Source organism: Paenibacillus sp. LjRoot56 (assembly GCF_964253335.1).
GTDB lineage: Bacteria > Bacillota > Bacilli > Paenibacillales > NBRC-103111 > Paenibacillus_E > Paenibacillus_E allorhizoplanae.
In genome coordinates, this window is the sequence record NZ_CAXURV020000004.1 from 950,813 (window position 1) to 976,415 (window position 25,603).

Annotated in this window: 26 protein-coding genes; 10 read left to right on the forward strand and 16 right to left on the reverse strand. The window is 42.7% G+C overall.

Going from position 1 to position 25,603, the window contains the following annotated elements; all coding sequences use genetic code 11:
• Positions 1–55 precede the first annotated feature (55 nt).
• Positions 56–487 carry a type II 3-dehydroquinate dehydratase gene (gene aroQ / locus ACSQ8O_RS30285; protein WP_436244655.1) on the reverse strand — a complete coding sequence of 144 codons (432 nt, stop codon included), beginning with the start codon at positions 485–487 and terminating at the stop codon, positions 56–58.
• A 79-nt stretch (positions 488–566) separates the two neighbouring features.
• Positions 567–1,058, reverse strand: a complete 492-nt coding sequence (locus tag ACSQ8O_RS30290) for a YqhR family membrane protein (RefSeq protein WP_436244656.1) — start codon at positions 1,056–1,058, stop codon at positions 567–569.
• Between the two features lie 199 nt (positions 1,059–1,257).
• On the opposite strand from ACSQ8O_RS30290, the gene ACSQ8O_RS30295 reads away from it, so the two are divergent.
• Positions 1,258–2,148 carry a DUF1385 domain-containing protein gene (locus ACSQ8O_RS30295; RefSeq protein ID WP_056616997.1) on the forward strand — a complete coding sequence of 297 codons (891 nt, stop codon included), beginning with the start codon at positions 1,258–1,260 and terminating at the stop codon, positions 2,146–2,148.
• Positions 2,145–2,402: a hypothetical protein gene (locus ACSQ8O_RS30300; protein WP_436244657.1), complete on the forward strand. Its 258-nt coding sequence runs from the start codon at positions 2,145–2,147 to the stop codon at positions 2,400–2,402. The genes ACSQ8O_RS30295 and ACSQ8O_RS30300 overlap by 4 nt, the downstream gene beginning before the upstream one ends.
• On the opposite strand, the gene ACSQ8O_RS30305 is transcribed toward ACSQ8O_RS30300, so the two are convergent.
• Both ACSQ8O_RS30305 and mntR read right to left on the reverse strand, forming a co-directional pair.
• Positions 2,399–3,376 carry a patatin-like phospholipase family protein gene (locus tag ACSQ8O_RS30305; RefSeq protein WP_436244658.1) on the reverse strand — a complete coding sequence of 326 codons (978 nt, stop codon included), beginning with the start codon at positions 3,374–3,376 and terminating at the stop codon, positions 2,399–2,401. The genes ACSQ8O_RS30300 and ACSQ8O_RS30305 overlap by 4 nt on opposite strands.
• A 110-nt stretch (positions 3,377–3,486) precedes the next feature.
• Entirely contained in the window at positions 3,487–3,912 is a 426-nt protein-coding gene (gene mntR, locus ACSQ8O_RS30310; RefSeq protein WP_056614749.1) for a transcriptional regulator MntR, read from the reverse strand.
• A gap of 270 nt (positions 3,913–4,182) precedes the next feature.
• On the opposite strand from mntR, the gene splB reads away from it, so the two are divergent.
• The gene (splB, locus tag ACSQ8O_RS30315) at positions 4,183–5,244 is read left to right on the forward strand and encodes a spore photoproduct lyase (RefSeq protein WP_436244659.1); all 1,062 of its coding nucleotides are present in this window, start codon (positions 4,183–4,185) and stop codon (positions 5,242–5,244) included.
• Between the two features lie 4 nt (positions 5,245–5,248).
• On the opposite strand, the gene ACSQ8O_RS30320 is transcribed toward splB, so the two are convergent.
• From ACSQ8O_RS30320 to yidD, 7 genes are all read right to left on the reverse strand, one after another.
• Entirely contained in the window at positions 5,249–5,962 is a 714-nt protein-coding gene (locus tag ACSQ8O_RS30320; protein ID WP_056614755.1) for a cytochrome c biogenesis CcdA family protein, read from the reverse strand.
• A gap of 3 nt (positions 5,963–5,965) precedes the next feature.
• On the reverse strand, positions 5,966–6,766 hold the full coding sequence (locus tag ACSQ8O_RS30325) for a metal ABC transporter permease (RefSeq protein WP_056614758.1): 801 nt from the start codon (positions 6,764–6,766) through the stop codon (positions 5,966–5,968).
• A 12-nt stretch (positions 6,767–6,778) separates the two neighbouring features.
• On the reverse strand, positions 6,779–7,558 hold the full coding sequence (locus ACSQ8O_RS30330; protein ID WP_436244660.1) for a metal ABC transporter ATP-binding protein: 780 nt from the start codon (positions 7,556–7,558) through the stop codon (positions 6,779–6,781).
• 38 nt (positions 7,559–7,596) lie between these two features.
• The gene (locus ACSQ8O_RS30335; RefSeq protein ID WP_436244661.1) at positions 7,597–8,625 is read right to left on the reverse strand and encodes a metal ABC transporter substrate-binding protein; all 1,029 of its coding nucleotides are present in this window, start codon (positions 8,623–8,625) and stop codon (positions 7,597–7,599) included.
• Positions 8,626–8,695: 70 nt separating this feature from the next.
• The gene (locus ACSQ8O_RS30340) at positions 8,696–9,115 is read right to left on the reverse strand and encodes a hypothetical protein (RefSeq protein ID WP_436244662.1); all 420 of its coding nucleotides are present in this window, start codon (positions 9,113–9,115) and stop codon (positions 8,696–8,698) included.
• Positions 9,116–9,242: 127 nt separating this feature from the next.
• Positions 9,243–11,243, reverse strand: coding sequence for a methionine--tRNA ligase (gene metG / locus ACSQ8O_RS30345; RefSeq protein ID WP_436244663.1), 2,001 nt, complete (start codon positions 11,241–11,243; stop codon positions 9,243–9,245).
• Between the two features lie 407 nt (positions 11,244–11,650).
• Positions 11,651–11,875, reverse strand: a complete 225-nt coding sequence (gene yidD, locus ACSQ8O_RS30350) for a membrane protein insertion efficiency factor YidD (RefSeq protein ID WP_216626085.1) — start codon at positions 11,873–11,875, stop codon at positions 11,651–11,653.
• Positions 11,876–12,105: 230 nt separating this feature from the next.
• On the opposite strand from yidD, the gene ACSQ8O_RS30355 reads away from it, so the two are divergent.
• From ACSQ8O_RS30355 to ACSQ8O_RS30365, 3 genes are all read left to right on the forward strand, one after another.
• A complete protein-coding gene (locus ACSQ8O_RS30355) occupies positions 12,106–12,747 on the forward strand; it encodes a DsbA family oxidoreductase (RefSeq protein ID WP_436244664.1) in 642 nt (213 codons plus the stop codon).
• Positions 12,748–12,823: 76 nt separating this feature from the next.
• Positions 12,824–14,917 carry an LTA synthase family protein gene (locus tag ACSQ8O_RS30360; protein WP_436244665.1) on the forward strand — a complete coding sequence of 698 codons (2,094 nt, stop codon included), beginning with the start codon at positions 12,824–12,826 and terminating at the stop codon, positions 14,915–14,917.
• 57 nt (positions 14,918–14,974) lie between these two features.
• On the forward strand, positions 14,975–15,355 hold the full coding sequence (locus ACSQ8O_RS30365; RefSeq protein WP_436244666.1) for a YmaF family protein: 381 nt from the start codon (positions 14,975–14,977) through the stop codon (positions 15,353–15,355).
• Between the two features lies 1 nt (position 15,356).
• On the opposite strand, the gene ACSQ8O_RS30370 is transcribed toward ACSQ8O_RS30365, so the two are convergent.
• Both ACSQ8O_RS30370 and ACSQ8O_RS30375 read right to left on the reverse strand, forming a co-directional pair.
• Entirely contained in the window at positions 15,357–16,334 is a 978-nt protein-coding gene (locus ACSQ8O_RS30370) for an aldose 1-epimerase (RefSeq protein WP_436244667.1), read from the reverse strand.
• 16 nt (positions 16,335–16,350) lie between these two features.
• Positions 16,351–17,271, reverse strand: coding sequence for a CPBP family intramembrane glutamic endopeptidase (locus ACSQ8O_RS30375; protein WP_436244668.1), 921 nt, complete (start codon positions 17,269–17,271; stop codon positions 16,351–16,353).
• A gap of 145 nt (positions 17,272–17,416) precedes the next feature.
• Here ACSQ8O_RS30375 and ACSQ8O_RS30380 point away from each other — a divergent pair, with 145 nt between their 5' ends.
• Positions 17,417–18,766, forward strand: a complete 1,350-nt coding sequence (locus tag ACSQ8O_RS30380; RefSeq protein WP_436244669.1) for a sensor histidine kinase — start codon at positions 17,417–17,419, stop codon at positions 18,764–18,766.
• A 26-nt stretch (positions 18,767–18,792) separates the two neighbouring features.
• Entirely contained in the window at positions 18,793–19,503 is a 711-nt protein-coding gene (locus ACSQ8O_RS30385; protein ID WP_436244670.1) for a response regulator transcription factor, read from the forward strand.
• On the opposite strand, the gene ACSQ8O_RS30390 is transcribed toward ACSQ8O_RS30385, so the two are convergent.
• A complete protein-coding gene (locus ACSQ8O_RS30390; protein WP_436244980.1) occupies positions 19,500–20,345 on the reverse strand; it encodes a YitT family protein in 846 nt (281 codons plus the stop codon). The genes ACSQ8O_RS30385 and ACSQ8O_RS30390 overlap by 4 nt on opposite strands.
• 229 nt (positions 20,346–20,574) lie before the next feature.
• On the opposite strand from ACSQ8O_RS30390, the gene ACSQ8O_RS30395 reads away from it, so the two are divergent.
• On the forward strand, positions 20,575–22,689 hold the full coding sequence (locus ACSQ8O_RS30395) for a sulfatase-like hydrolase/transferase (protein ID WP_436244671.1): 2,115 nt from the start codon (positions 20,575–20,577) through the stop codon (positions 22,687–22,689).
• A 125-nt stretch (positions 22,690–22,814) separates the two neighbouring features.
• Here ACSQ8O_RS30395 and ACSQ8O_RS30400 read toward each other — a convergent pair whose 3' ends face one another.
• Both ACSQ8O_RS30400 and ACSQ8O_RS30405 read right to left on the reverse strand, forming a co-directional pair.
• Complete coding sequence (locus ACSQ8O_RS30400) at positions 22,815–23,834, reverse strand: Gfo/Idh/MocA family protein (RefSeq protein ID WP_436244672.1); 1,020 nt, start codon at positions 23,832–23,834, stop codon at positions 22,815–22,817.
• Between the two features lie 32 nt (positions 23,835–23,866).
• Entirely contained in the window at positions 23,867–24,637 is a 771-nt protein-coding gene (locus tag ACSQ8O_RS30405; protein WP_436244673.1) for a sugar phosphate isomerase/epimerase family protein, read from the reverse strand.
• Positions 24,638–24,768: 131 nt separating this feature from the next.
• Here ACSQ8O_RS30405 and ACSQ8O_RS30410 point away from each other — a divergent pair, with 131 nt between their 5' ends.
• Positions 24,769–25,563 carry an AraC family transcriptional regulator gene (locus ACSQ8O_RS30410; protein WP_236286396.1) on the forward strand — a complete coding sequence of 265 codons (795 nt, stop codon included), beginning with the start codon at positions 24,769–24,771 and terminating at the stop codon, positions 25,561–25,563.
• Positions 25,564–25,603: the final 40 nt, after the last annotated feature.

A 25,603-nucleotide genomic window follows, 5' to 3' on the forward strand; every position in this document is an offset into this window, starting at 1 on the left:
CACCATTCCTTCTTAAAGTTTTGCTTTAGCAAAACTAGCTTCGTAAGCCCAATGCTTACAGATGGGGTAGTAATGCTCGTAAACCAAGCGCATAGCTATCTGCGCCAAATCCGCAAATTTGACCAATTACAACGGGTGCAATGACCGAATGATGACGAAATTCTTCGCGTTTATGAATATTCGAAATATGAACCTCTACCGTTGGCAATTGGACCGTAGATAGCGCATCACGAATCGCATAGCTGTAATGCGTGAAGGCACCAGGATTCATAAGTATACCCTCCTTAGTACCGTAGGCAGCGTGAATTTTGTCAATGATCTCGCCTTCATGGTTAGATTGGAAGCTCTCCAATTCGAGCGAAAGCTCGGTTCCAAGCTGCTGCAAACCTTCAATGATGGAAGAAAGTGTGACGGTTCCATATACACCAGGTTCACGTATGCCAAGCATATTCAAATTCGGACCATTCAAAACTAGAACCCTTTTCAATTCGAAATCCTCCCGCGACAATCGTCATAGGCAACTAGCTTCTTACGGCTAATTAGCCTTTGATATTTTACCATAACTTTCATGTCTTGGGTATAGCCTCTGTTGTTCTAGTACTTGTATATTCAATGGCAATGGAATACCCAATAAACATCCCCCATACGAGAAATAAACAAATATCACTGATGATTGTATTTAGCTCCAACTCCGTGATCCAATACACCATTCCTGTAATCGGCCCTACGATGAGATAAATAATCGCCCACCATAAGGCACCATAGCCTATCCCCCAAAAAGGACTGCGCAGTTTCCACATGGTGACCATGTAGATAAATGCGGCCAATATCGAGAATAGAGCAAACGCGATCCACCCCAAGAATAATCCCAACCATGTATTAAAAAAATCATGCTTGAAAAAAGGTTCAACAAGAAAACCAATTCCTATGGTTGTGAACTTAAAGTAATTCTCGACGATTTTGAGGGCACCCCATAGTAACCCCGCAAAAAAACCGATATATAGTACAAATACCCAACGATTCGTTTGTTTTTTCTTCGCGGTATGCGCACTTGTCATCTTCGATCTTCCTTTCTCTACCGATAAGGCTTGTCTTTTCCTTGGCAATCATAGTATGTTCTGTCGCAATCGGTAGCATTCAACACCTGAATCCGTTACAATAAGAAAGTGAGTAACTGAATTCGAGAAAGATGAGAAGGTGAATCTTGTGGCAGAACAAAACAGTATATACGGAGGACAAGCCGTCATCGAGGGCGTCATGTTCGCAGGAAGAAATGTGCATGTAACTGCTGTGCGCAAAAAAGACGGTTCCCTTGATTTTTTGGAAGTACCTAAGAAAGTGATTCCGTGGGTTCAAGCACTTAAGAAAATTCCTTTTGTACGAGGAATTGTAGGAATTATCGAGTCGAGCGCCAAAGGTGCACAGCATCTGAATTTCTCCGCCGAGTCATTCGCCGAACAAGAAGGTGAAGCTGACATGCCGAAGAAAGAAGAAAAAGCAGGCATGTTCTCTGGCATCTCCATGGTTCTAGGTGTTGCTTTTGTCGGTGTCCTTTCATTTTTATTCGGTAAATTCATTTTTACGTTAGTTCCAGCTATTATTGAACAGTTTTTGTTTCAAAATGTATTTAGCAATCAGATTCTTCATAATCTTATAGAAGGTGTAATCAAAATCATTTTGCTGGTGGGATATATTTACTTCATCTCTCTTACACCTATGATTCGGAGATTGTTTCAATATCATGGCGCAGAGCATAAAGTCATCAGCGCTTATGAAGCAGGTATGGAATTAACGGTTAGCAATGTACAAAAATTCAACACCCTTCATTACCGTTGTGGAAGCAGCTTTATCGTATTTACCGTTTTAATTGGTGTTGTTATCTACTCATTCCTTCACTACGACGGCATGGTCGAGCGTATTGTGCAGCGTCTCATTTTGTTACCATTAGTTATCGGTGTCTCTTATGAGGTATTACGTTTTACGAATTCCCTTCGTGAAGTACCTGTTCTTCGTTATTTAGGGTATCCTGGTCTTTGGCTTCAATTACTGACAACCAAAGAACCTGAAGACAGTCAAGTCGAGGTGTCCATTGCATCTTTTAACCGCATGCTAGAAGCGGAAAAACGAATTATGGAGGGACGGGCATGAGAAGAAAGTTTTCTCCGATTGAAATTGCCATAGGCGTTTTGATTGCAATAGGCTTGATCGTTAGTCTGCGTGTGTTATTTATTCCTATTCTTGTGCTTGGGGCGATTTTCCTACTGTATAAATTCCCACCTTCCCGTTGGAAGAAACCTTCGATCCCTCGTGGAGCTGAAAAAGGTAAAACGAAGAACGCGAAATTCCGTGTCATCAACGGGACGAAAGATTCCGATAAGGATGATTTCCCGAAATACCACTAAGTCAAAGATTTATGTGGAGGTCGCATCACATATTTCTCATAATTTTCTTCATAAGTACTGGCAGACCAACTTTTGAAATACGCTTTGGCCGCCAAGAAGCCTGACTCGTACAGTGACATGCTTAATTCCTTGGAGATGGTGAATTGTGTATTTCCAACACCTAACGTCGGGATTTTAATGGTTCGGAAGCGATTCTTCTGTTCAATGTAGCGTTCATCATGCGCACTAAGCATGGTGCTAAAAAGCGCTTCTAACATCGTAATAGGTCCTCGGATCGTATGTGTTGGCGTATCACTCTTACCAACGAGTTGGAAACCAATAACAGGAATGAGTTTAGCACGCGGCATTTCATTGTCGAACACCCAAAGTGGGAAGTTGCTTAACAAACCACCGTCCACGATATAATTAAACTGCTCTGAGAAAGGCTTAGCCTTCTCGGAGCTTTTTATATTCCGCCGGATTCTAACTGGATCGAAGAAGTATGGAATACTCGTGCTCATCCTCACCGCTTTGGCAACCGAGAGCTTGCCAGGTTCAATGCCGTATTGCGCTATATCATTAGGCAGAACCAATAGCTTGCCCTGTGTAATATCAGAAGCAATAATACGGAGCTGGTTCGGCCCCAGATCAGCAAACGTGCGAACACCTTTCGCGGCGAGTTGTTGATTGATCCAATGTTCTAAGGCTTCGCCTGAATATAGCCCTTTTTTGAGTAACAAGCGTGCCGCGGGACCTATGATTTTCGTGTTGAAAATAGGAGAACGTTGCATAAACGACTTAAAAGGCGCTCTAAGGATCAACTCCCTCATTTCTTCCCCCGGATAGCCCGCTGCCAACAAAGCAGCCACAATCGCACCAGAGCTTGTACCTGCGACATTATGGAAGGTATATCCTTGTTCTATGGCTGCGCTCACAGCACCCGCCAAGGCTATCCCTTTGACCCCCCCACCTTCAAACACGCCATTAATCTTCATACCCTGCATCCTCCTATAGCTCTATTTCGTAGGGCTTCTTAGGTATGTATGCGAGAGTAGTTTGTTTCTATTCCCACAAAAAAAGACAGGGAACCGTAAACGGTCTCTGCCTAATTCTCTGCCTCTAACTCTTTACGAACATTCATAAGTTCATCTGCACGACTTGGATCTCTTCGAAAGTATTCTAATAATGTTTCGATACACGTAATCGAATCCCAGCTTAAATGATGCTCTATGCCTTCGACATCCTTATATATATTGTCCTCATGGACACCAATTGTCGTTAGAAAATTTTCCAATAGCTCATGACGATCCATCAAACGTTTGCCCATCTTCTTCCCCTTGGGCGTTAGGATGAGACCGCGATATTTTTCATAGATTAAATAATTATCTTTATCTAATTTTTGAATCATTTTAGTTACGGAGGAGGGGTGCACTTCAAGCCCTTCAGCAATGTCGGAAACACGAGCGTAACCTTTCTCATCGATAAGCTTGTATATTCTCTCCAAATAATCTTCCATACTTGGCGTAGCCATTGCTATATTTCCCCCTGCTGTACGAATTTCTTTCCACAAAAAAAGAATAAGTTTTCGGTATCCGAAAACTGTTTTTATTGGCGATAAAACCTGCCTCTAAACGCGGTCGCTCATCTTCGAGTGGCCTCAATAAAGGGTTTCTCACCAAATACTGCTTTCCTATCATAATCCATCTACCTAGATGCGGTCAAATCTCCCATGATTTCAAAGCTCTTCTCTTTGGCACACTAAAATAATAGATTGTCATTCCGATTTGTAAAGGAGGCCCACATGTCTACTGAGTTACTTACAAGGACGCAACCTAGTACGACGATTTTCGTGCCAGAGCTTGTTTATTTTGAACCAGATGCCCTGAATTATCCCAAAGGTAAGCAAATTTATAAATGGGCTGAACAAGAAGGCCTTGAAATTCATATGACGACCTCACATAATCAAATCCGCGATTTGCCCGGGGAAAGCGAATTAGATAAATACCGAATTGCCAAGAGAACCTTAGTTGTAGGTATTCGAAAAACGTTAAAATTCGAGACATCCAAGCCATCCGCCGAATACGCGATACCGATCGCAACAGGCTGCATGGGACATTGTCATTATTGCTATTTGCAAACAACGATGGGTGCGAAGCCGTATATTCGTGTCTATGTCAATATGGACGATATTCTAGGGGCAGCCAAGGGCTATATCGCGGAGCGCGAACCTGAAATCACCCGTTTCGAAGCCGCTTGCACATCAGATCCTGTAGGGCTTGAGCATATCTCAGGTTCGCTCAAACAATTAATCGAGTTTATGGGTGAACAAGAGCACGGTCGTCTACGTTTTGTCACCAAGTACCATCACGTAGAGCCATTATTAGATGCGAAACATAACAAGCATACCCGTTTTCGATTCAGTGTAAATGCGGATTATGTAATCAAAAACTTCGAACCTGGAACATCTCGATTTCATGAGCGCATTGAAGCGGCAGGCAAAGTTGCCAAGGCTGGTTATCCGCTTGGTTTCATCATTGCACCTATTATTTGGCATGAAGGCTGGGAGGAAGGCTATGCGACACTAATTGAAAAGCTCTATAACACCTTGCCTGCTGAAGCCACTCATGATCTTACTTTCGAGATGATTCAGCATCGTTTCACGAGAACTGCCAAGAATATTATTGAGAAGCGCTATCCCAAAACGAAGTTGGAAATGGATGAAGAAAAGAGAAAGTACAAATGGGGCAAATATGGGAAAGGTAAATATGTGTACAAAGATGAACAAGCTAACGCGTTGAGAGAATTTATCACAGAACAAATTTTCGAGAAATTCCCTCAAGCGAAGATTGAATATTTTACATGAATTCTTAGAATTTCAAGAAATCTGGTGTAATGGAGTTCAACCAAAGAGTGATTTGCGTCATTTTACCTGTATAAAGAAGAATGGCGATTATAATCATTAAGCCTCCGCCAATTTTCATAAGTAGATTGGAATAGCGTAGAATCCATTTAGTTGAACCGATGAAAAAGGAAAGCACGAAAAAAGGAATCGCGAATCCAAGCGAGTATGAAGTGGTTAGTTGGAACCAAGTGCCCGGTTCTGTCGCCGCTAAAGCAAGAATGGCTGAAAGTATTGGCCCAACACATGGTGACCAACCCGCTGCAAAGCCCATACCAACAAAGACAGAGCCAACATATCCGGCTGGCCGAAATTTAATAGACAGTTTGCGTTCTTTCATTAGCCATTGCGGTTGAAATATACCGAGTAAAAATAATCCCATTACAAATATTAAAAGTGCAGCGATTTGACGAAGCAAGTCGCGGTAGTCAATAAAGAAGCTGCCGACAAAGCCTGCCGTCAGACCTAAAGCGTAAAAAATGATGGAGAAGCCGACGATAAAGCTTAATGTGTGAAGCATCGTTTGACGTCTAACTTGTACAGTTGTTCTCCCTGACTTAAGTTCACTGACCGAAATACCTGTTATGTAGGATAAGAACGAAGGATATAAAGGTAAACAACAAGGTGAAATGAAAGATGCTATACCCGCCCAAAGGGCGATCCATAAATTAACGGAATCCATGATTTATATCCTCAATCCTCTTTTTAAAATAATCCCAATTAAAATAGCGATAAGGCTCAGAACAACCGTTCCTCCTGGTGCCAGATCCCAAATCCCAGCAACAACAAGACCAACGATGACTGCAATTTCTGAGAATAAAATCGCTAAGAAAACGGAATGTTTGAAGCTACGAGCAATTAATAGACTGCATGCGACGGGAATTGTCAACAAGGAGGAAACTAACAAGGCACCTACAATTTTGATAGCAACTGAAATGACAAGTGCCGTCAGCATCGTAATCATCATATTATAAAACTTCAAAGGAAGTCCACTTACACTCGCAGCATCCTCGTCAAAAAACATCAAGAAAAATTCTTTGAAATGAAAAGCTATAACTCCGATAACTAGCACACATACCACGAGAACCACCCATAAATCCGTGGAATCTAATGTATAGATGCTGCCGAACAGATAGCTCATGACATTCATATTAAACCCTTTGCCTAGAGTAAAAAGTAACGTTGCCAACGCCACGCCGCCTGACATAATAATGGCTATGGAGAGCTCAGCGTAGGTCTTATATGCCTTGCGCAGTCTTTCTATCGCAAATGACGCCAATAAGGCAAATACAAGTCCCACACCTAGTGGGTACACATTGATCAAGAAACCGAGTGCTACGCCAGCAATTGAAACATGCGCTAGTGTGTCCCCTATCATAGATAGACGTCTTAGAACAAGAAAAACGCCCATTAATGGCGCAGTTAGCCCGATCAATAATCCACCTATTAATGCACGTTGAAAAAAGTACTCTGTAAATATGTCCAAAATGCCCGCTCCTTACTGAACTCCGATCATCTCTCGAATCTGGCCGAGTGAATGGGTTAGATTCGTCTCACGGCAATCTTCGGGATCATGGGTATGCTTCACATAAAACTTGATGCCGCCGCTTACTTGCTGCGGTTCTGTTCCCAGATACGACTGAATCATATCCATATCATGGGAGACCATAATGAAGGTCATATGATGATGCTGATGCATATGCTTGATCATTCGGAAGAAGCCGATCTGTGTTTCGGCATCAATCCCTACGGTAGGCTCATCTAGAATGAGCAGCTCCGGGTTATTCACAATCGCGCGAGCTAAGAAGGCTCGTTGCTGCTGACCTCCAGAGAGCTGACCAATACGTCGATCGGCTAGATCTTCGATGCGCATCGCCAGCATCGCGTCTTCCGCTTTTTGCAAATCAGCTTTGGAAAGTCGGCGATATACGTTCTTCTTGGTATACATGCCAGAAAGTACAACTTCCCTAACTGTCGCTGGGAATAAAGGATTGAAAGCATTCTTCTGTGGTACATAACCGATACGTTCCCAGTCCTTGAATTGATTCAATGGACGATCAAATAATCGGATTTCTCCACTAGTTGGTTTCAATAAACCAACTAACATTTTTAGAAGCGTCGTTTTGCCCGCGCCGTTGGAACCAATCACACCAACAAAATCCCGCTCAAACACATCAAACTGGAGATTGTTAATCACTGTCTTATTTTCATATGCAAATGAAATCTGATCGATTGAAACGATTTTCTGATGGCATAACATTCTATTACTAGTTTCCATCTGATTACTCCTGACTTACTAAGAATTGTCCTACTTTCTTATTGTAACGCGAGGACTAGGTTTTTCAAGTTTTTGTCCATAATCGAAATATAATCTTCGCCTGCTTCAATCTGCTCTTCGGTAAGTCCCTCTAGTGGATTTAACACTAGGGTGTCTACCTTTGCATCCTTGGCTAACGTCTTTGCCAGCTTATCCGAGACAAGTTCTTCAAAGAAAATATATTTGAGCTGATGATCTCTAATAAAAGAGTTGATTTGTTTGAGATCTTGCGCTGTTGGCTCTGCATCCGGTGATAATCCCATGATGGACATTTGAGTCAAGCCATAGTCTCTACATAGATATGCAAAAGCATGATGAGATACTGCAATTTCTTTTTTAGTAGTTGTTGCAAGTTCCTTTTTGTATCTAGCGTCTAACTCCAATAATTTAGCGTTGTATTTCTGATAGTTTTGCTCATAGGCATCCTTATGAATTGGATCCGCCTCAATTAATGCCGTTTTAATATTATTAGCCATTATTTGTGCATTTAACGGGCTTAACCAGGCATGTGGATCAAATTCTTTTTTATTTTCATCTGTTGTAATTAAATTAGCACCTTGACTTGCTTCTACGATACGTACTTTAGATGTACTTGATAGACTTCCTAGAAAATCTTTGACCCAACCTTCAAAGCCTGCGCCTTGATATACAAAAACTTGAGCCCCTGACATATTTTTAATATCCCTGCTTTTGGGAGACCAGTCATGTGGCTCCACGCCAGCCGGGACAAGATTTATTACATTTACATAATCGCCGCCAATTTGTTTCGTAAAATCATATAAGGGATAAAAACTAGTCACAACATTTACTTTCCCCTCTACTAATCCAGCTTTCGAACTGCTGCAGCCCGCAATGCAGCAAGCAACTATTATCAATAAAGCTATGTAGATATATCGCTTCGCACGTCTTGTCATTTGAATAAACACCCACTCTAAATCGTAATTTTTTTTATTAACGTTTTGATTATACGAGGTGGGATTATTGAAGTCAATATATCTGGTGAGGAAAGCCAAAAAAGCCAGCTGCATCGTTCACAGCATGGCCATTTCTAATTCACCTATGATTTCCCTATGTTTTACTTTACATATCCGAGGTTGGTTATTCTTCAGAACCTCCAGAATCGCTTGAATCTCCTGAATCACTAGTACCTCCGGAATCCCCAGAATCACCTGAACCCGAATCGCCAGAGTCTTCTTTCCCAATCTTAGCTTCTTTGGCTTTTTGTTTTTCCTCGCTGCTACCTTTTATGGGTTTGTCTGACTCTTCTTTCAACTTTTTATAACGCTCTTCCGATTCCTTAATGAGTTTAGCATTCTGCTCTTTTTGATATTTGATCACTTCATTATACATCTGATACTGCTTTTTCAGTTCTTGATCAATCACACTTTCATTTTTAGCATCAGCTTGTTTTTTTTCTTCTTCCTTTTTCTTCTGGCCTCCACCGAATAACGAACAAGCTGTTAAAGTGATGATCAATATTGCTAAAGTTATCCCTTTTCCTATACGTTGTATAAGCATCTTATTCACTCCGTGGTTAGTTTCCTATAGCTTGCCCTTTATCATCAAAAATACCCTCAACTTAGTCACAAAAAGCAAAAGACCCTTTCCCAGAAAATCTGGGAGAGAGTCTTCGTGCATAAGGCTATTATTTCACGATCGCACCGTTCGGCATCGAATCCGGAACGGTCGCCAGTGTGAGCTGATCGCCGTGTGAAGCAGCGAGAATCATACCTTGAGACAGCTCGCCGCGCAGCTTGGCGGGCTTCAAGTTCGTGACGCAAATGACTTTACGTCCAACAAGATCATCGGGCGTGTAGAACTTCGCGATGCCCGAAACAACCTGACGCTGCTCATAGCCGAGGTCGAGCTGCAGCTTGAGAAGCTTGTCGGCGCCTTTCACAGGCTCCGCCGAAATCACTTGGGCCACGCGCAGCTCCACTTTACCGAAATCGTCGATCCCGATTTCTTCTTTGGGCTCCGGCGTTGGCACAGAAGCATTTGCAGCGGGTGCTGGCTCTGCTGCCTTTGGTTCTTCGGTGCTCTCCGAAGCACCGCCACCCATGGCCTCGACGATGTAGGCGACTTCTGCCGCTACGTCGAGTCTAGGGAACATTGGCTCTCCTTTCAGCACCTTGGTGCCTGTAGGGAGATGCCCAAAGGACTGAACGCTCTCCCAGGCAGTCAAGCGTGGTAAATCTTCCGTAGCTAAACCTAACTGTGCCCAAATCAGTTCCGGTGTCTTAGTCAAGAAAGGACGAAGAAGAACAGACGAGATGCGCTGAGATTCCGCCAGCACATACATGACCGAGCCTAGCGTATCGCGCTTGGCTTCGTCCTTCACCATCGACCACGGCTGTGTTTCGTCGATATATTTGTTCGTGCGGCTAATCAACTGCCACACCGCGGATAACGCAATGGAGAACTCCATTTTCTCCATTGATTCCTCATACTTAGCAACAGTTGTACGAACCGTCTCCAGTAGGCTTTCGTCAAATTCAGTAGCCCCTGGAATATAGGCAGGAATTCTACCAGCAAAATATTTATCGATCATCACAATCGTACGATTCAATAAATTCCCCAGATCATTAGCTAGATCATGATTTACACGTTCAACAAAACTCTCAGGTGTGAAAGTACCGTCTGCTCCAAATGGCACTTCACGCATGAGGTAATAACGAAGAGCATCCAAACCATAACGATCGATAAGTGTAACAGGGTCCACAACATTCCCCTTGGACTTGGACATTTTGCCATCCTTCATAAGCAACCAGCCGTGTGCAAATACCTTTTTCGGCAGAGGCAAATCAAGCGCCATTAACATAATCGGCCAATAAATCGTATGGAAACGCACAATTTCCTTGCTCATTAAGTGCACATCTGCTGGCCAATATTTTTTGAAAATCGTCTCATCGTCAGAACCATAACCTAGGGCTGTAATATAATTGGAAAGCGCATCAATCCAAACATAAATGACATGCTTTGGATCTCCAGGAACTTTAATTCCCCAGTCAAAAGTCGTTCTCGAAACAGCCAAATCCTCTAACCCTGGTTTAATGAAGTTGTTCAACATCTCATTCTTACGTGATTCCGGTTGGATGAAATCAGGATTTTCTTCATAATATTGCACTAGTCTATCCGCATACTTACTCATCCGGAAGAAATACGTTTGCTCCTTCATCTTCTCCACAGGACGACCACAATCAGGACATTTCCCATCAACTAATTTGCTCTCCAGAAAGAAAGATTCATCTGGGATACAGTACCAACCTTCATACTCGCCTAAATAAATATCTCCTTGATCGAGTAAACGTTGAAAAATCTTAGCAACCGCATCCTTATGTCGGTCTTCAGTTGTACGAATAAAATCATCATAGGAAATGTCTAGTTTCGCCCAAAGTTCTTTAATCCCTGAAACGATATTATCCACAAATGCTTGTGGTGTTGTTCCTTTTTCTTGCGCCTTACGTTCAATTTTCTGACCATGTTCATCAGTACCTGTTAAATACCTAACATCATAGCCTTGTAACCTTTTGTAACGCGCCATTGCATCTCCAGCAACAGTCGAATACGCATGCCCAATATGCAGCTTATCACTTGGATAGTAGATCGGTGTGGTAATGTAAAATGTTTTTGATTGTTCGGACATTATTCATTCCTCCAACAGCGGTTATTAGAAAACACAAAAAACCCTCATCCATCTTGGGACGAGAGTTGAACTCACGCGGTACCACCCAGGTTCCCCCGCCTTTCACAAGCTCGGGGCTCAGTAAGTCTATTACGACTTGCCCATTAACGCTGGGACACGAGACCAGCTTACTCTCAGGCAAAGTTTGTGTAAGCAATTGCTATACACTCTTCTACTGAGTAGCTCGAAGGCCTATTCTCCGGGACCATATTCCAAACATTCTCCTATACCGGCTTTCACCTGCCCCGGCTCTCTGTACATAGGCATCTGATTGTACTTATCCGTTCATCGAAATAAACAATATTTAGCATCTTAAGCACAATATATCGAAAAAAACAGCCACATGTCAAGCTGACAGATTCCCTATATTAATTTCCGCTCTTTGCAGGCACGTGGTCCACACCACCCGGGTGAAAAGGATGGCATTTGCAAATTCGTTTTACGGATAACCAGGAACCTTTCATAGGTCCATGAACCTCAATCGCTTCCAACGCATATTGCGAACAAGTTGGATAGAATCGACATGTTGGGGGTTTTAGCGGCGAAATAAACTTTCGATAAAAATGGATAGGGGCTTGTACAACCCTTTTCATCAGTATTCTCCTAATTCTTTGTAAAGTTGTAACCATTACTACCATCTTGACTGAAAATAAGGATCCCGTCAAATGATACTATGACTTTTGACGAAGCATGGGGTCAGTTTGAATTCGAAGGCTGTTCGTATTTAAGTCGATTTGCGGTTTATGTTACATGGTGACAATTATCTTCTTTGGGTTATAATGTTGAATGGAGCTGAAGCAATGATTAAAGGAGTTTATTCGAGATGAGAATTGAGATATTTCAAGATTTAGTCTGTCCTTGGTGCCGCATCGGGAAGAAGAATTTGATGGATGCGCTAGAAGATTTTACAGCTGAACCTGTTGAGCTGCATTATCGTGCGTATCAACTTGATCCTTCGACACCCGTTGAAGGTGCAGATTTTGCGACGCTTATGCGTACTAAATTTCGCGCTGATGAAAGCAAACTGCAAGCAATGCTCCAACAAGTGACTCAGGCTGGACAAGCATCGGGTTTACATTTTGATTTTGCACAAATCACGAAAATGCCAAATACGTTAAAAGCGCATCAGCTCATTGCGATCGCACCTGAAGAAGTCAAACAGCAGCTTGTTGACGACTTGTTCAAAGCTTATTTTGAGGATGGAAAAGATATCGGTCACATCGATTACCTCCTTGAAACTGCAAGTCTGCATGGCATGGATCCGCATCAAACTCGTATCCAACTTGCTGCTAAACAAGGTCTTGAGCAGGTTGAAAATGACCTTGCTTTTGCCAGTCAAGCTGGCGTAACAGGGGTCCCCTTTTTCGTAATTAACCGTAAATATGCGTTAACAGGTGCTCAACCCGCAGCAACGTTTCTGCAAGCGTTGGAGCAAATTAGTGCAGAGGGTACGGATGAAGCGTGATCTAAAGTTCAATATCACCCGGCATCTCCACGAGGAGAGTCGGGTTTTTATAAGCTGATAAATAGGAGTTTTACGAATGACTACTTTACTTAAGGCACTTAAGCAGCTGCCTACTCGTGCAATGATTGTGATACTTCCGTTTTTATTGATGTGCATGGTTGAATATTTGGAAAGGGGCACTTACAAGGAGTTCCATCATTGGATGACAACGTATCCTTTAGCCATGGTGCTTGCATATTTCGTTGTTGGAGCCATGTATTTGTTTCTTATCGCTGTTACTGGTGGTTCTAAGCTGTCGTTTTGGCTCCTTTGTGCCTTGTTGTTGCCACTTGGAGCGATTAGCGGCAGTAAGTTAAAGGCGATTGGCGCACCTTATTATCCATGGGATCTTTATTTTAATAACCAACTTATGGAGTATAGGAAGTTTTTGAGCGAATATTTTACGAATCGTATTGTTGGATATACCTTGCTGTTTATAGTTATTGTGGCTTGTCTGTTTCATCTCATTCTACGCAATCGTAAAATGAAGCTTCACTGGATCGAACGCAGTGTTTACGGTGTAATCGCAGTTGTAATGGCAACCAGTTTGTATGCGGATAAGCCCCTTTCTTTTACAAAACTATATGGGATTTACACGGTCCCCTGGGATCAAACGATTACCTATGATGAAAATGGTTATCTGTACTCAACTGTTCAAATGCTTAACTTTTTACATGTAGCGAAACCAGATGGATATAGTAAGAAAGCAATTACGTCTCTTCTGGACGATATCCCAGAAAAACCAGCTTCAAATGACAAAAAACCAAATATTATAGTATTGCTAGGAGAGTCCTTTTTTGATCCGACGACGATGAAAAATGTAACTTTTAGCCGCGATCCTATTCCACATTTGCATGAGTTGCAGAAAAAATTCACAAGCGGGAAGATGTTATCTCCTCAATTCGGGGGTAGTACAGCAAATGTTGAATTTGAGGTTTTATCGGGGAACTCCATGCGTTTTTTTGGAAAATCACCTGATAAAATAATTCCCTATATCGAATATATGAATCACGGTGTCGACTCTTTAGCAAGCATTACGACAAGACAAGGATATACGGCAACCGCAATTAATCCATTCTTCAGTTATTTTTTTGATAGCAGAAAAGTGTATAAACATTTTGGTTTTTCCCGGTTCATTTCGAGTGAATATTTCCCAAATGATTTCTCAGGACCTAATTATGCGGATCATGCCGTTGTGAACAAAATTATTGAGGAAACAGAAAAAAGCGCTGGGCCTGATTTCATTTTTGCTAATACGATGGAAAATCATCATCCTTACCCTCCCAATAAATTCAGTAAAAATACGATTCAGGTTACTGGAGATATTTCGGCAGAGTCAAAAAGCATTTTGGAAACTTATGCACAAGGTATTACAGCTACGGATCAGGCCCTGCAATCTCTAGTTGATTATTATTCAAAAAAGTCAGAACCGACGATTATTTTGTTTTTCGGGGACCATTTCCCATTCTTTGAGGAAAATTATAAAGTATATCGCGATGCCAAATATGTGCTGCCTGATGATCCCGATCTGTATACGAAGACACATTATACGCCTTTTGTGATATGGAATAACTTCGTCCCTGCTGACCAAGAGAAACTGAATTTAACTTCTAGCCCTTCTTTTTTGGGGCCTATGCTCTTACATTTGGCAGGTGTAAAGGGGAGTTATTATACGGATTATTTATATGATTTATCAAAGAAAATACCAGTCATTCCTCCGCAAGACATGTGGTCGACATTTAACATTAAGGAGAGCGATCTTGCTGGATATGAGAAGCTGCAGTATGATAATCTGTTCGGGGGCAGATACGGCTATGAAGCGAAAGGATACAAAGATACGATTGTCCAACCCGCGTATACGTTAGGATATGGTGATCCTATCATTTCAAAAGTCACGGTAGAAGACAAAAAAGTTAAAGTAACAGGTTCACCATTTTTCTCCTCCTGTAATGTGTATATTGATGGGCAGGAAGTTAAGTCTAATTTCGATGGAAAAGATACGCTTTATGTTGATATTGCATCTAATCCTGTAATTGAACTAGGTAAGTCGCAACAAGTTGAAGTACGTGTATATGATGATAAAAAGATGAAAATCGGTCAATCTAATCTTTATACATTGCCTTCGTCATGACAAAAGCCCCCTACGAATAGGATGAAGCATATCCTACTCATAGGGGGCTTTTGTGTGATGAGGAGCATTCCACCAGCTCATGTACATTTCTTCACAACGGTAACTTCGGAAGAATTAGGGCATCATCATCTTTTGCGACTATACACTTTCAATGTGAACGGTACTTCTTATGACCAGCATGTCCATCAGTATCAAGGTATTTCAGGGATTAAATATGGTCATTATCACGCTTTTTATGGCGTTACTGGCCCGCCAATTGCTGTAGCGAACGGAGATCATATTCATTTGCTCCAAGGTGTTGTGGATTTGAACCTGTACAACACTGGAAGACGCGGTGCGCTTGCTAAATCTGCACAAATGGAAGGAATCATTGTAGAGCTCCATCAGCATGCTTATCAAGGTTATTCGTCAATCGGTTTTGGATATGAACCTTGGTAGCTTACTTCGTTTCAATACGAATTGCCCAGTTGAAGGTGAAGGTTGCACCTGGTTCCAAGCTTTGCGCACCTGAGATTTCAGCTGGATATGATTCATTGAACACATTCATAATGCTTGTGTAAGGTTCAAGGGAAACTGCGTTTGTCCATGGCGCTGTGAATAGAACGTGAATTGGGAATTTGTCCCCCATATCAAAGATAAGTTTCGTGTTGCGAGCTTCGTAGGCAATCTCGCATATCTGTGAACCAGACGCGATGCTCAGCATCTGTGACCCGCCAGGATATCCTGGCAGCGACGAGACCTTTGCGCCCTCCTGCAAGGCCGCTGTGAGCGCCGTCGGCATAGGCTCCCCTGCCGCAAACCCACCCGCGGACAGCGGCCATTCCGCCACCGCGGGAATGGTTACCCGCACGCGGTCGGCTTCGCCCTCCGCGAACGCGAAGTACGGGTGAAAGCCAAGTGAAAGCGGCATGGAATTGCCGCCTCGGTTGGCGATTTCACCGCTGAGCGACAGCGTACCGTCCTGCAGACGGTACGTAAAGCGGAAGCATGCGGCGTGTGGGAAATACGCCAGCATGTCCGGTGTCTCCGCGATATCAAACTCCGCGGAGACATAAGCCCCGCCAGCAGCGTCCGCGCCGCTGGCAACGACCTTCCACGGCCGCTCGCGCAGCTGGCCGTGGGCGTGATCTGGCTCCCGATTCGCCGGGAGCCGGTATTCGCGGCCACCGAAGGTGAAGGCCGCTTCTTTTACACGCCCCGGCGGGAACAGAATGGGCACGCCGTAGCGCGAGGAATTGACGCGAAGCTCCGACAAGTCGTCGGGCTTCGCGATGTAACTGTGGTTCCGCACATCGAAGCGGAACAGGTGTAGACCGACGGCCGGAATAATTTCGGCCACGGCCTCATTCATGTGGTCGACGAGTTGGAGCGTCGACTCCCCTTCCCATTCACTATGTATAACTTCATACTTGCTCAAAGATGAGTCCCCCTTTTTACATGTTGTCTTTCATAATAGGTTGCGTAGTATGGCTTAAACGATTACGCGTTTGATAATAGTTATAAATCATAATGATGCCAAGTACAAGAATAAAGCTCGTAATTAAGCTTCCTTCTGCCCCAAAAGCTCCACCAGATACGACGATGGCACCTTTCGTTTCAGTTGTTATCAGGGATGACATCGGAATCCCCGAAACATCAAAGCCAAATATACATCCCTGCATTAAATTCCATGCTAAATGCAGCCCTATGGGCATCCAAAGACTACCTGTCAACTCACGACACAACCCCATCAAAAGTCCTGCCAAAAGGATATTGATAAAAGGAAGAGCCGTCGTCCACATCCCTGGATTAAAGCTATGCAGCAGGGCGAAAACAATCGTCGACACCCCTACAGCTATTGTCGGTCCAAAGCGATTTTTTACAAGACCTTGTAAATACCCGCGTGCAAAAAGTTCTTCATTGACCGCTACGCCAATAAAGAGAAGAAAGCTCCCGCCAATTGCATAACCCTTTGATAAGCTCCATTCCACTTGAACAAAATGGATGCCTCCGAATAGCCATATCACTAAGCTGCTAAGGGTTATCAGCACGGCCCCCCATAGGAAACCTTCTCCAAACCGACGGCCGAACTGAACCGTGTGCAGTCCTAATTTCCATCCCTTTTTCCGCTCAAATAAATAGAAACCCAAACAAACACCACTGATAAAACCTACAATCTGTGCCCATAATGACGCTTTAATAAAAAAGGGATTACGCGTGACAGCCTCCATGCTTACGATAAGATCAGGGTTTAACCTCACGGCAAAGACAGCTGCAGCAATAGATAAAATGACCGTAATAACGATGATGAAAATGAGGGTTAGCCCTACTTTCCCCACTATCTGAAGGATTGGAAATGATCTTCTCTTCTTCACTTCGATTTCGGCTCACTCCTTTCGTCTTTGAACAATTCGAGAATTTATGCCCAAATCCTCCCATTTCTTAGAAAGGAAACTCTTGTGCAAACGATTACGTCATGCCACAATAAGACTATCTATTGACTTGATTGAGGGGGAACACATGCTTTTTGTCCTTTTTGCACTTTGGTTTATCGCATCAGGACTACTTATTGTAGATCCCGGTTCACGCACTATGCGTTGGATGAGCGCAGTTGCTTTTACAGGAGGTTCTGGCGCCTTAGCAGCTGTCATATCAGCGGATATCATCCCCTATTTTCAGCTAACATCTCCAAATCCAGCCCTAGTTTCTTTCTTTTATCGTGTTATGAGCATCTGCTCTTTGCTTTCCTATTATGGCTTACCTTACGCTTTCGCAATGCTATCTTTAGCTTATCATTCCACTTGGCAGAAGCCTCTTCTACGTACATGGTTACCGCTTGTATTACTAGTTCCGCCACTTGTATGTCTGATCTTATTGCCAGGGTATACCGAAGAAATGCCCATAGAGTTCCGCATAGTCGCGACATGGGCCTTCCCATACATCATCATAGGTTCCTTACTGATTGCACTCAAAAAGGAACATCTCCCGGCCATGAGGCGAACACATTTGTTCACCTGCCTTGCACTGATTCCGCCCGTACTTTGTGTTGGTGTGCTCAATTATGTCATGCCCAGCTTCGGGTTCTATCGATTGTGGATCTATCATGTATGGATTTTGGCCTTTGTGGTCCCTTTCTTTGTATTTACGTTTTTCAAATATGGGTTTCTCGGTATCCGGCTACTCATTGAGCGCCGTAAGCTGGATTCTACGCTCCGCGCCATTACGTCTGGTACGGCCATTCTTAACCATGCCATAAAAAATGATGTAGGAAAAATGCGGTTATTTCTGGAGAAGATGAACCAACACGCAGCAGACACAGGGCAAACCGAACTTATACAGGACATTCATGTGGTCATGAACGCCTCTAGGCATATTCAGGAAATGATTAGCCGTGTACATGAGCAAACACAAGAATTGCCTCTGCGCATTTCACAGGTTGACGTTGTTCAGTTGCTGCAAGATGTGCTAGAATCCCTTCAAGTTTATTTAGGAAAGATCCAAGTACATGTTGAGTTGCCTGATCGGCTCGAACTTCAACTTGATCAGATCCAAGTCACAGAAACATTAACAAACATTCTTATGAATGCCATCGAAGCGATGAGCAGCGGTGGGGAGCTTTCTATTAAAGCTTTTTCAAACAAAAAAAATATGGTTCTTGAAATTAAAGATACAGGCATGGGCATGGAGAAATCCGTCCTCAAGCAAGCAGTAGAACCTTTCTACACGACAAAAAGTGGTAACCGGAATAACTTTGGTCTAGGCCTGGCTTATTGCTATAGTGTCATGAAAAAACACGGTGGTAGTTTGGAAATTAGCAGTGAACCCGGTAAAGGTACAAGTGTCTATTTGACTTTTCCGGGACAGCGCTAGACTTGCTCAGGAGAGGAAGTATCAGAATGGATGTAATTCGCATACTCATCGTGGAAGATGATCTAGACTGGCTGCGCGGTCTAACGGATTATTTGAATCGTCAAGGAGATATGACTGTCGTGGAGAGCCGATCTACAGCAGAAGATGCTCAAGCGTTATTTAGTCAGGCCGCGCCTTCTGCTGATGTCGTACTTATGGATATTATGCTTCAAAATGAACCCGCGGGCATTAGTCTTGCGGAGCAAGCCTTCTTGTCTTGGGGAGCCAAAGTCATCATGTTAACCTCCATGGAGGAAAAGGATTTCATTTTCCGTTCCTTTCAGGCAGGGGCAATCGATTATCAAATTAAGTCTCGTTTCGAGGAGCTCCCAAGCATTATTCGGGCTGCTCATGCGCGCCAGTCCGCTATTAATGCAGCTGTTTCTGAACAAATGCGTGAGGAGTTCCGCAGACTCAAACGGCTGGAGCAGCAATTCAAGATCAAAGAAGTCCGGGATCTCATCACCCCAACGGAGCTTCAAGTTCTTGATATGATCGATCAAGGCCATACGCAGACGGAAATTGCGAACCGTTTCTTCATTTCATTACGAACAGTTAAAATTCATGTTGGGCATATTTTGAAAAAGCTCGGAAGCCCGAGCAGCAAGGATGCTGCTCAGCAGTTAAGAAATTTAGGGTTTTTCGAGCGAGGTTCTTCACAAAAGGACAATGAAATCAAGAAGGAGAAATCCGATTAGTGGATATCTTTCTTCTTGAATCTTCCGCCTTTGACATCGTGGATATTGCCAACTGCAAGAAATGCTTTGGGATCAAGTCCATCCACGATGGATTTCAACTTGGCTTCTTCCAAGCGTGTAATCACACAAAAGATAACCTTCTTGTTATCCCCAGAGAATCCGCCTTCACCTTCTAAATAGGTGACGCCGCGTCCTAAGCGATCCATGATAGCCCCGCCTATCTCTCTAAAGTGGTCACTAATAATCCACACCGACTTCGACTCATCGAATCCTTCAATGGTGACATCAATCATTTTATAAGCAATAAAATAAGCGATTAACGAGTACATGGCACGATCCCACGTATAGACAAACCCTGCACTTCCAAGAATGAATAAGTTGAAAAACATAACGATCTCGCCAACAGAGAAAGGAATTTTTTTCGAAACGAGAATCGCAACGATTTCTGTCCCATCCAGTGATCCCCCGAAACGAATAACCATCCCCACGCCTATGCCAAGAATAATCCCGCCGAATACCGCGGCTAACAACGGATCGTTCGTAAGTTCCTTCACAGGATGAAGCAAGGCCGTACCTGTCGACATAACAAGAATAGCGAAAAGTGTAGATAATGCAAAAGTTTTACCAATCAATTTATAACCAATGAATAAAAAAGGAATATTTAATAAGAACAAGAACACACCGATCGGCCCTTGTGTTAAATAAGATAAAATGATCGAAATTCCCGTAATGCCTCCATCAATAATTCGATTCGGCACTAAAAAAATTTCTAACCCAACAGACATTAAAACGGCACCAATGAATAAGAACAATCCACGACGAAAAAACGCACTTTTTGTCATTTTTCGATGTTGAAGCTGCATGATTGCTTCTCTTTTTAGCTGCATTTGTTCTTTGGCCATACGCGATTCCCCCCTAACTTATCTCCTCTTTATAAGTATTCTTGATATAGCCACGATTTTCCTGCATTCTATCTATTTTTCATAGAGATACCATCGAATAATGTCGAAAGGCATGGTATAATATCAGGTGTTCAAAGGACTTTTAACTTATATTTGTACAGGAGAATCTATGAAACAACACATTGAACGATTGTTATTTGTAATTCGGCCAAGACTGCCACTTTTACTTCTTGCACTAATCCCAGTTCTGATCATGGAAATCTTGAGCCGCGGGAACTACACTGAAATGTTGTCATGGAGCTTCAAGCATTTTCTAGAGCTACTTTTCAACGAATGGATCGTAGTAAGCCTTCTGTTGTTATTCGTTGCCATCATTGGGCGAACTCGGATCGCATATTGGGTCATTGCCGGTTTCCTCGTTATCTTGGCCCTTATTAGCGGCGTAAAGCTCAAAATACTAGGCGTACCTTTGACGCCATGGGATTTAGTTGTAGCAGGCGAAGCCTCTGATATGGTGAAGTATTTATCCAACATTTTGACATTTAACGTCTTATCTGTCATTCTCCTGTTCCTTGTTGGCAGTTACTTCATCCTCTACCGTACAACCATGTTTATTAAAAAGGTAGCCTTAAAAGAACGAGCAATTCTTGCTGGAATTGGTTTAGTTATGTTTATAGCTGTCTATACGGATCTGCCACTGCCTGTTCAGAAGTGGTTTGGTATCGAAGCAGCTGTCTGGAATCAAGTGCAGAACACCCAAACAAACGGATATGCGCTTGCTACAGTACTGAATACCAAAGAAATGTTCTCTAATAGCCAAGAAGGTTATGATGATAAAGCCATTGAAGCTATCGTGAATGCATCACCCAAGCCACCTATTAAAGTTGGGGATTCAACAACACCAATTAAACCGAACGTTATTGTCATTTTAAGCGAATCATTCTGGGATCCCACCCTTATCTCAGGCGCTAAGTTCGACAAAGATCCGATTCCTTTCTTCCATAAGCTACAGAAGTCGGGAACAAGTGGAACGATGCTTTCACCTCAGTATGGCGGTGGAACAGCGAATGTGGAATTCGAGGTTCTTACGGGGAACTCAATGCGTTTCTTACCACAAGGCTCTATTGCCTATAATCAATATATTTCAAATGAAGTCGATTCATTAGCGAGTATTTATGCACGTCAGGGTTATACATCAACTGCTATTAGTCCTTTTTATAACTGGTATTTCAACAGTAATAAAATTTATCAAGACTTCGGATTTTCCAAATATATTCCGATTGAATATTTTAAACCGACGTATTCTGGTCCTTATATCGCAGATAGCGAAGTTGCTGCTAACATTATTCATGCAACTGAGCAAAGTGCAGGCTCGGATTTCGTGTTTGCGAACACGATGGAGAATCACTTTCATTACTTCCCTGGCAAGTTCCCGAAAAACACGTTTAACGTAACAGGCAACTTCTCCGCCTCTTCCGTTGGGATGCTTGAAACGCTTGCTCAAGGTATTAACGGGTCTGACAATATGTTGAAGCAATTAGTGGAATACTACGAGAAAAAAGGCGAGCCTACGATTATTGCATTCTGGGGCGACCATCTGCCAGCCCTTGGTGATGATTACGCAACGTATATTGACACGAAATATATTAGTGGTAAAGATGATCCTGATTTCTTGAAAAAAATGTACAGTGTCCCGCTTGTCGTATGGAATAACTTCGATACCGAACGTAAAGACAATTTGAATATTAGCCCTTCCTTCTTAGGTCCATATTTAATCGAATTATCGAAGCAACAAGGCAATTATTATACAAATTTCTTAACGGAATTGGCTAAAAAGTATCCAGTCATCCCACCTAAAGATCATTTTGCTGAAATGAATATCAAAGAAGATGATTTGAAGAATTACGAAACCTTGCAGTATGATATTCTTTTCGGAGATCGACACGCATACAAAAACTATCTAACACCAATTATTGATCCTAAATATATGCTTGGTTTCGGCCCAATTAGCTTAGATAAGGTAGAAGCTGATTCTCAAGATATTTCAGGTCGTACAAATTTGACACTTACTGTTACCGGTAACAATCTTCCACCTCTGGGTTACGTAACTTTGAACGGCAAAGCAATTCCTACAACTTGGAAAGACGAACATACTTGTACCGGGTTAGTTGAAGGGGCTCTACTTAAAACAGGGCTTTGGGATATCCAAGTACAAGTCAAAGACTCCAAAGAAACGATTGTAGGCAAATCAAATTCGGTTTCTATCGATATCGGCGGACGTTAATAACGCTTGTTGCCAGTCCCTGATTCTCACTTTGAGGATCAGGGGCTTTTACTATTAACCTGCCGCTGAAAATAAGTAAGAGCCCATCCCGTGATGGGATGAGCTCTCGTTACTAACTTTATATATTAAAGATTAATAATTTTGCCAGTCGCTTCGGATTCGAACGCTGCAAGAATTACTTTCAATGCTTGGTAGCCTTCTTCTCCAGAAATACGAGGAGGTTTGTTATCTAGAATGCTAGTAACGAACTCGCTGATAACTCCGCTAGATGTTTGTTTCTCATTCGTTGCTACTTGACCTACTTTGTAACGCTCAACTGTACCATTACGTAGCTCAACGATCACTTGATCGTTAGGGTCTGTATCAATTTTGATAACACCATTCTCACACCATAGAACCGTGGAATTGTCTTGGCCTTTGTAGTAAGTCCAGCTTGCTACTAAGGAACCTGTAGCTCCGCTTTTCATACGAAGCAAGCAAGTAGCATTATCATCGACGTCTGTACCCTCTTTGTGAAGCGTACCAACGAATGCAGCTACCTGAGCAACTTCATCATCAAGCAACCAACGGATAAGATCGGACTTGTGTACGCCTAGATCGCCCATAGCGCCCATGATGGCTTCTTCCTTACGGAAGAACCAGCTCTCACGACCGTCAATGCTCCAACCCTCAGGACCTGGGTGACCGAACGACGTACGGAATGTAAGAACTTTCCCAAGCTTACCTGACTCCAAGATTTCTTTCGCTTTCACATGTGGAGGCATTAGACGTTGGTTGTGACCAACCATCAAAAATACGCCATTTTTCTTCGCTGCTTCAATCATCGCTTCGGATTCAGCAGCTGTAGTTGCCATTGGTTTTTCAACTAGCACATGCGCGCCAGCATTAGCCGCGGCGATGGAGATTTCAGCGTGAAGGTAGTTTGGTGTACAAACGCTAACCGCATCAACTTTCTCAGCTTTCAACATGTCAACATAGTTACTATAAGCTTTACCGCCATGCAATTCAGCGTAGTGCTGTGCTCTTTCAATGATCGGATCAACGAATGCAACTAGCTCAACATTTGAATTGGATGCGTATTCTGGGATATGTCTATGTTTGGAAATGGAACCACAGCCAATGACGGCTACTTTAATTTTACTCATGTGATAAATGCTCCTTCAATTATAAGAATAAATTAGTTATGAACGTTTAAATAATGCTCTTTAACCCAGTTAAAGCTGTTTTCGATACTCGTTAAAGGTGCCTTCTGACAGTTATCTTGTTCCACGACAAGCCACTCTACGCCAGCTTGCTCGGCAGCAACGATAACTTTATCTAGCGGAACATCGCCTAAGCCTAGCTCCAAAGTAACTAGTTTACCATCAGCATCCTTTGTGAAATCTTTAAAATGAACCAAAGGAAGACGTCCAGCGTATTTAGCAATGTATGCTAGAGGGTCTTGTCCTGCAAATTGTACCCAACATACATCCATTTCGACTTTAATAGCATTGTTATTCGCATACATCGCATCGAAAACGAACTCATCTTCCACTTTGTAATGGAATTCGAAGTCATGGTTATGATAAAGGAATTGTAAACCTTGTTTTTGCGTCTCAACCGCTAGTGCTTGGCACTCCGCGATTAGGGCTTTCCATTGGTCAACGGATTCGCGCTCTTCTGCACCAACATAAGGGCAAATGGCATATGTAGCACCGATTGTTTTCAAATAATCGATCTCGCCTTGGAAATTATCTCGGAATCTTTGCAAGCTGATATGGCTTCCGAAACATTTCAATCCAAGCTCATCTAGCAAACCTTTAAGTTTATCTGCAGGCATGTCATAATAGCCAGCAAATTCAACACCCTCATATCCTAACTTCGCAACATGGCGAAGTGTACCTTCCATATCACGTGCCATATCATCTCTCAATGTGTACAATTGAAGTCCAATTCCTAAACGTCCCATTTGTTCTCCTCTTTTCTCATAGTGAAATCATGAATAGTAATCTTGGCATAAGTATAATCGAGATTAGCCTATTATGACCATTCACGATATAATTAAAACATCTCTTATTTGGCTACGAAAGGCGAAATCACATGAAAGCTGAACTATTAACTTGTGGGTATTCTTTTCATATGGACCCGTTTTATAACAGTAACAAATCAGGACTACTTTATTATCTTTTTCGACTACAGACAGAAGGCAGTTGTGAAGCCCTTGTTGATGGCCGTATGGTCCCGATAGAAGCAGGTCATCTGCTTTTGTTTAAACCTGGTGATCCTTACGAGCTGCGAATCGAACAGGCGAAGACGCAACCTGATCAGAAAATCGCCAGCGGCGATTACTACTTATTTTGCAAAGGTGATTGGATTGATGCATGGTGGAAACGCAACAACAAACCTACTTGCATGCGCATAGACCTCGACCCCAGATTAATCTCACTATGGCGGCAATTAAGCCTCGAGAAACGCAGAATGGAAGAAGAGAATCCCGAGCTAAGCAGTTATTTGCTCCAAGCGCTCTGCCTTTATCTTGAACGAGCAGCAACAGAAACGGTGCAAGGTCGCCCTTTCACTGGCACTCGCATGAAACGATTTATTGAGGCACATGCTACTGCAGCGTTCAAAATTGAAGATGTCGCAGATCATGTAGGACTTAGTATCTCGCGTGCTGTCCATTTGTTCAAAGAATATTTTGGTAAAACAATGATCCAATATGCCACAGAAGTACGCCTATCCAGTGCAGTTGAGCGTATGCATGATAGCTCCATGTCCTTAGAACAAATTGCTCTTAGCTGTGGATTTGGTTCTTACCCTTACTTTCATCGTGCATTTAAACAACGTTTCGGCACGTCACCCAAAGCCTATCGACAGAACATGCAGCACACTTAATTGATTAAATTCACACAATATTCAATTTTTCTAGCTATTG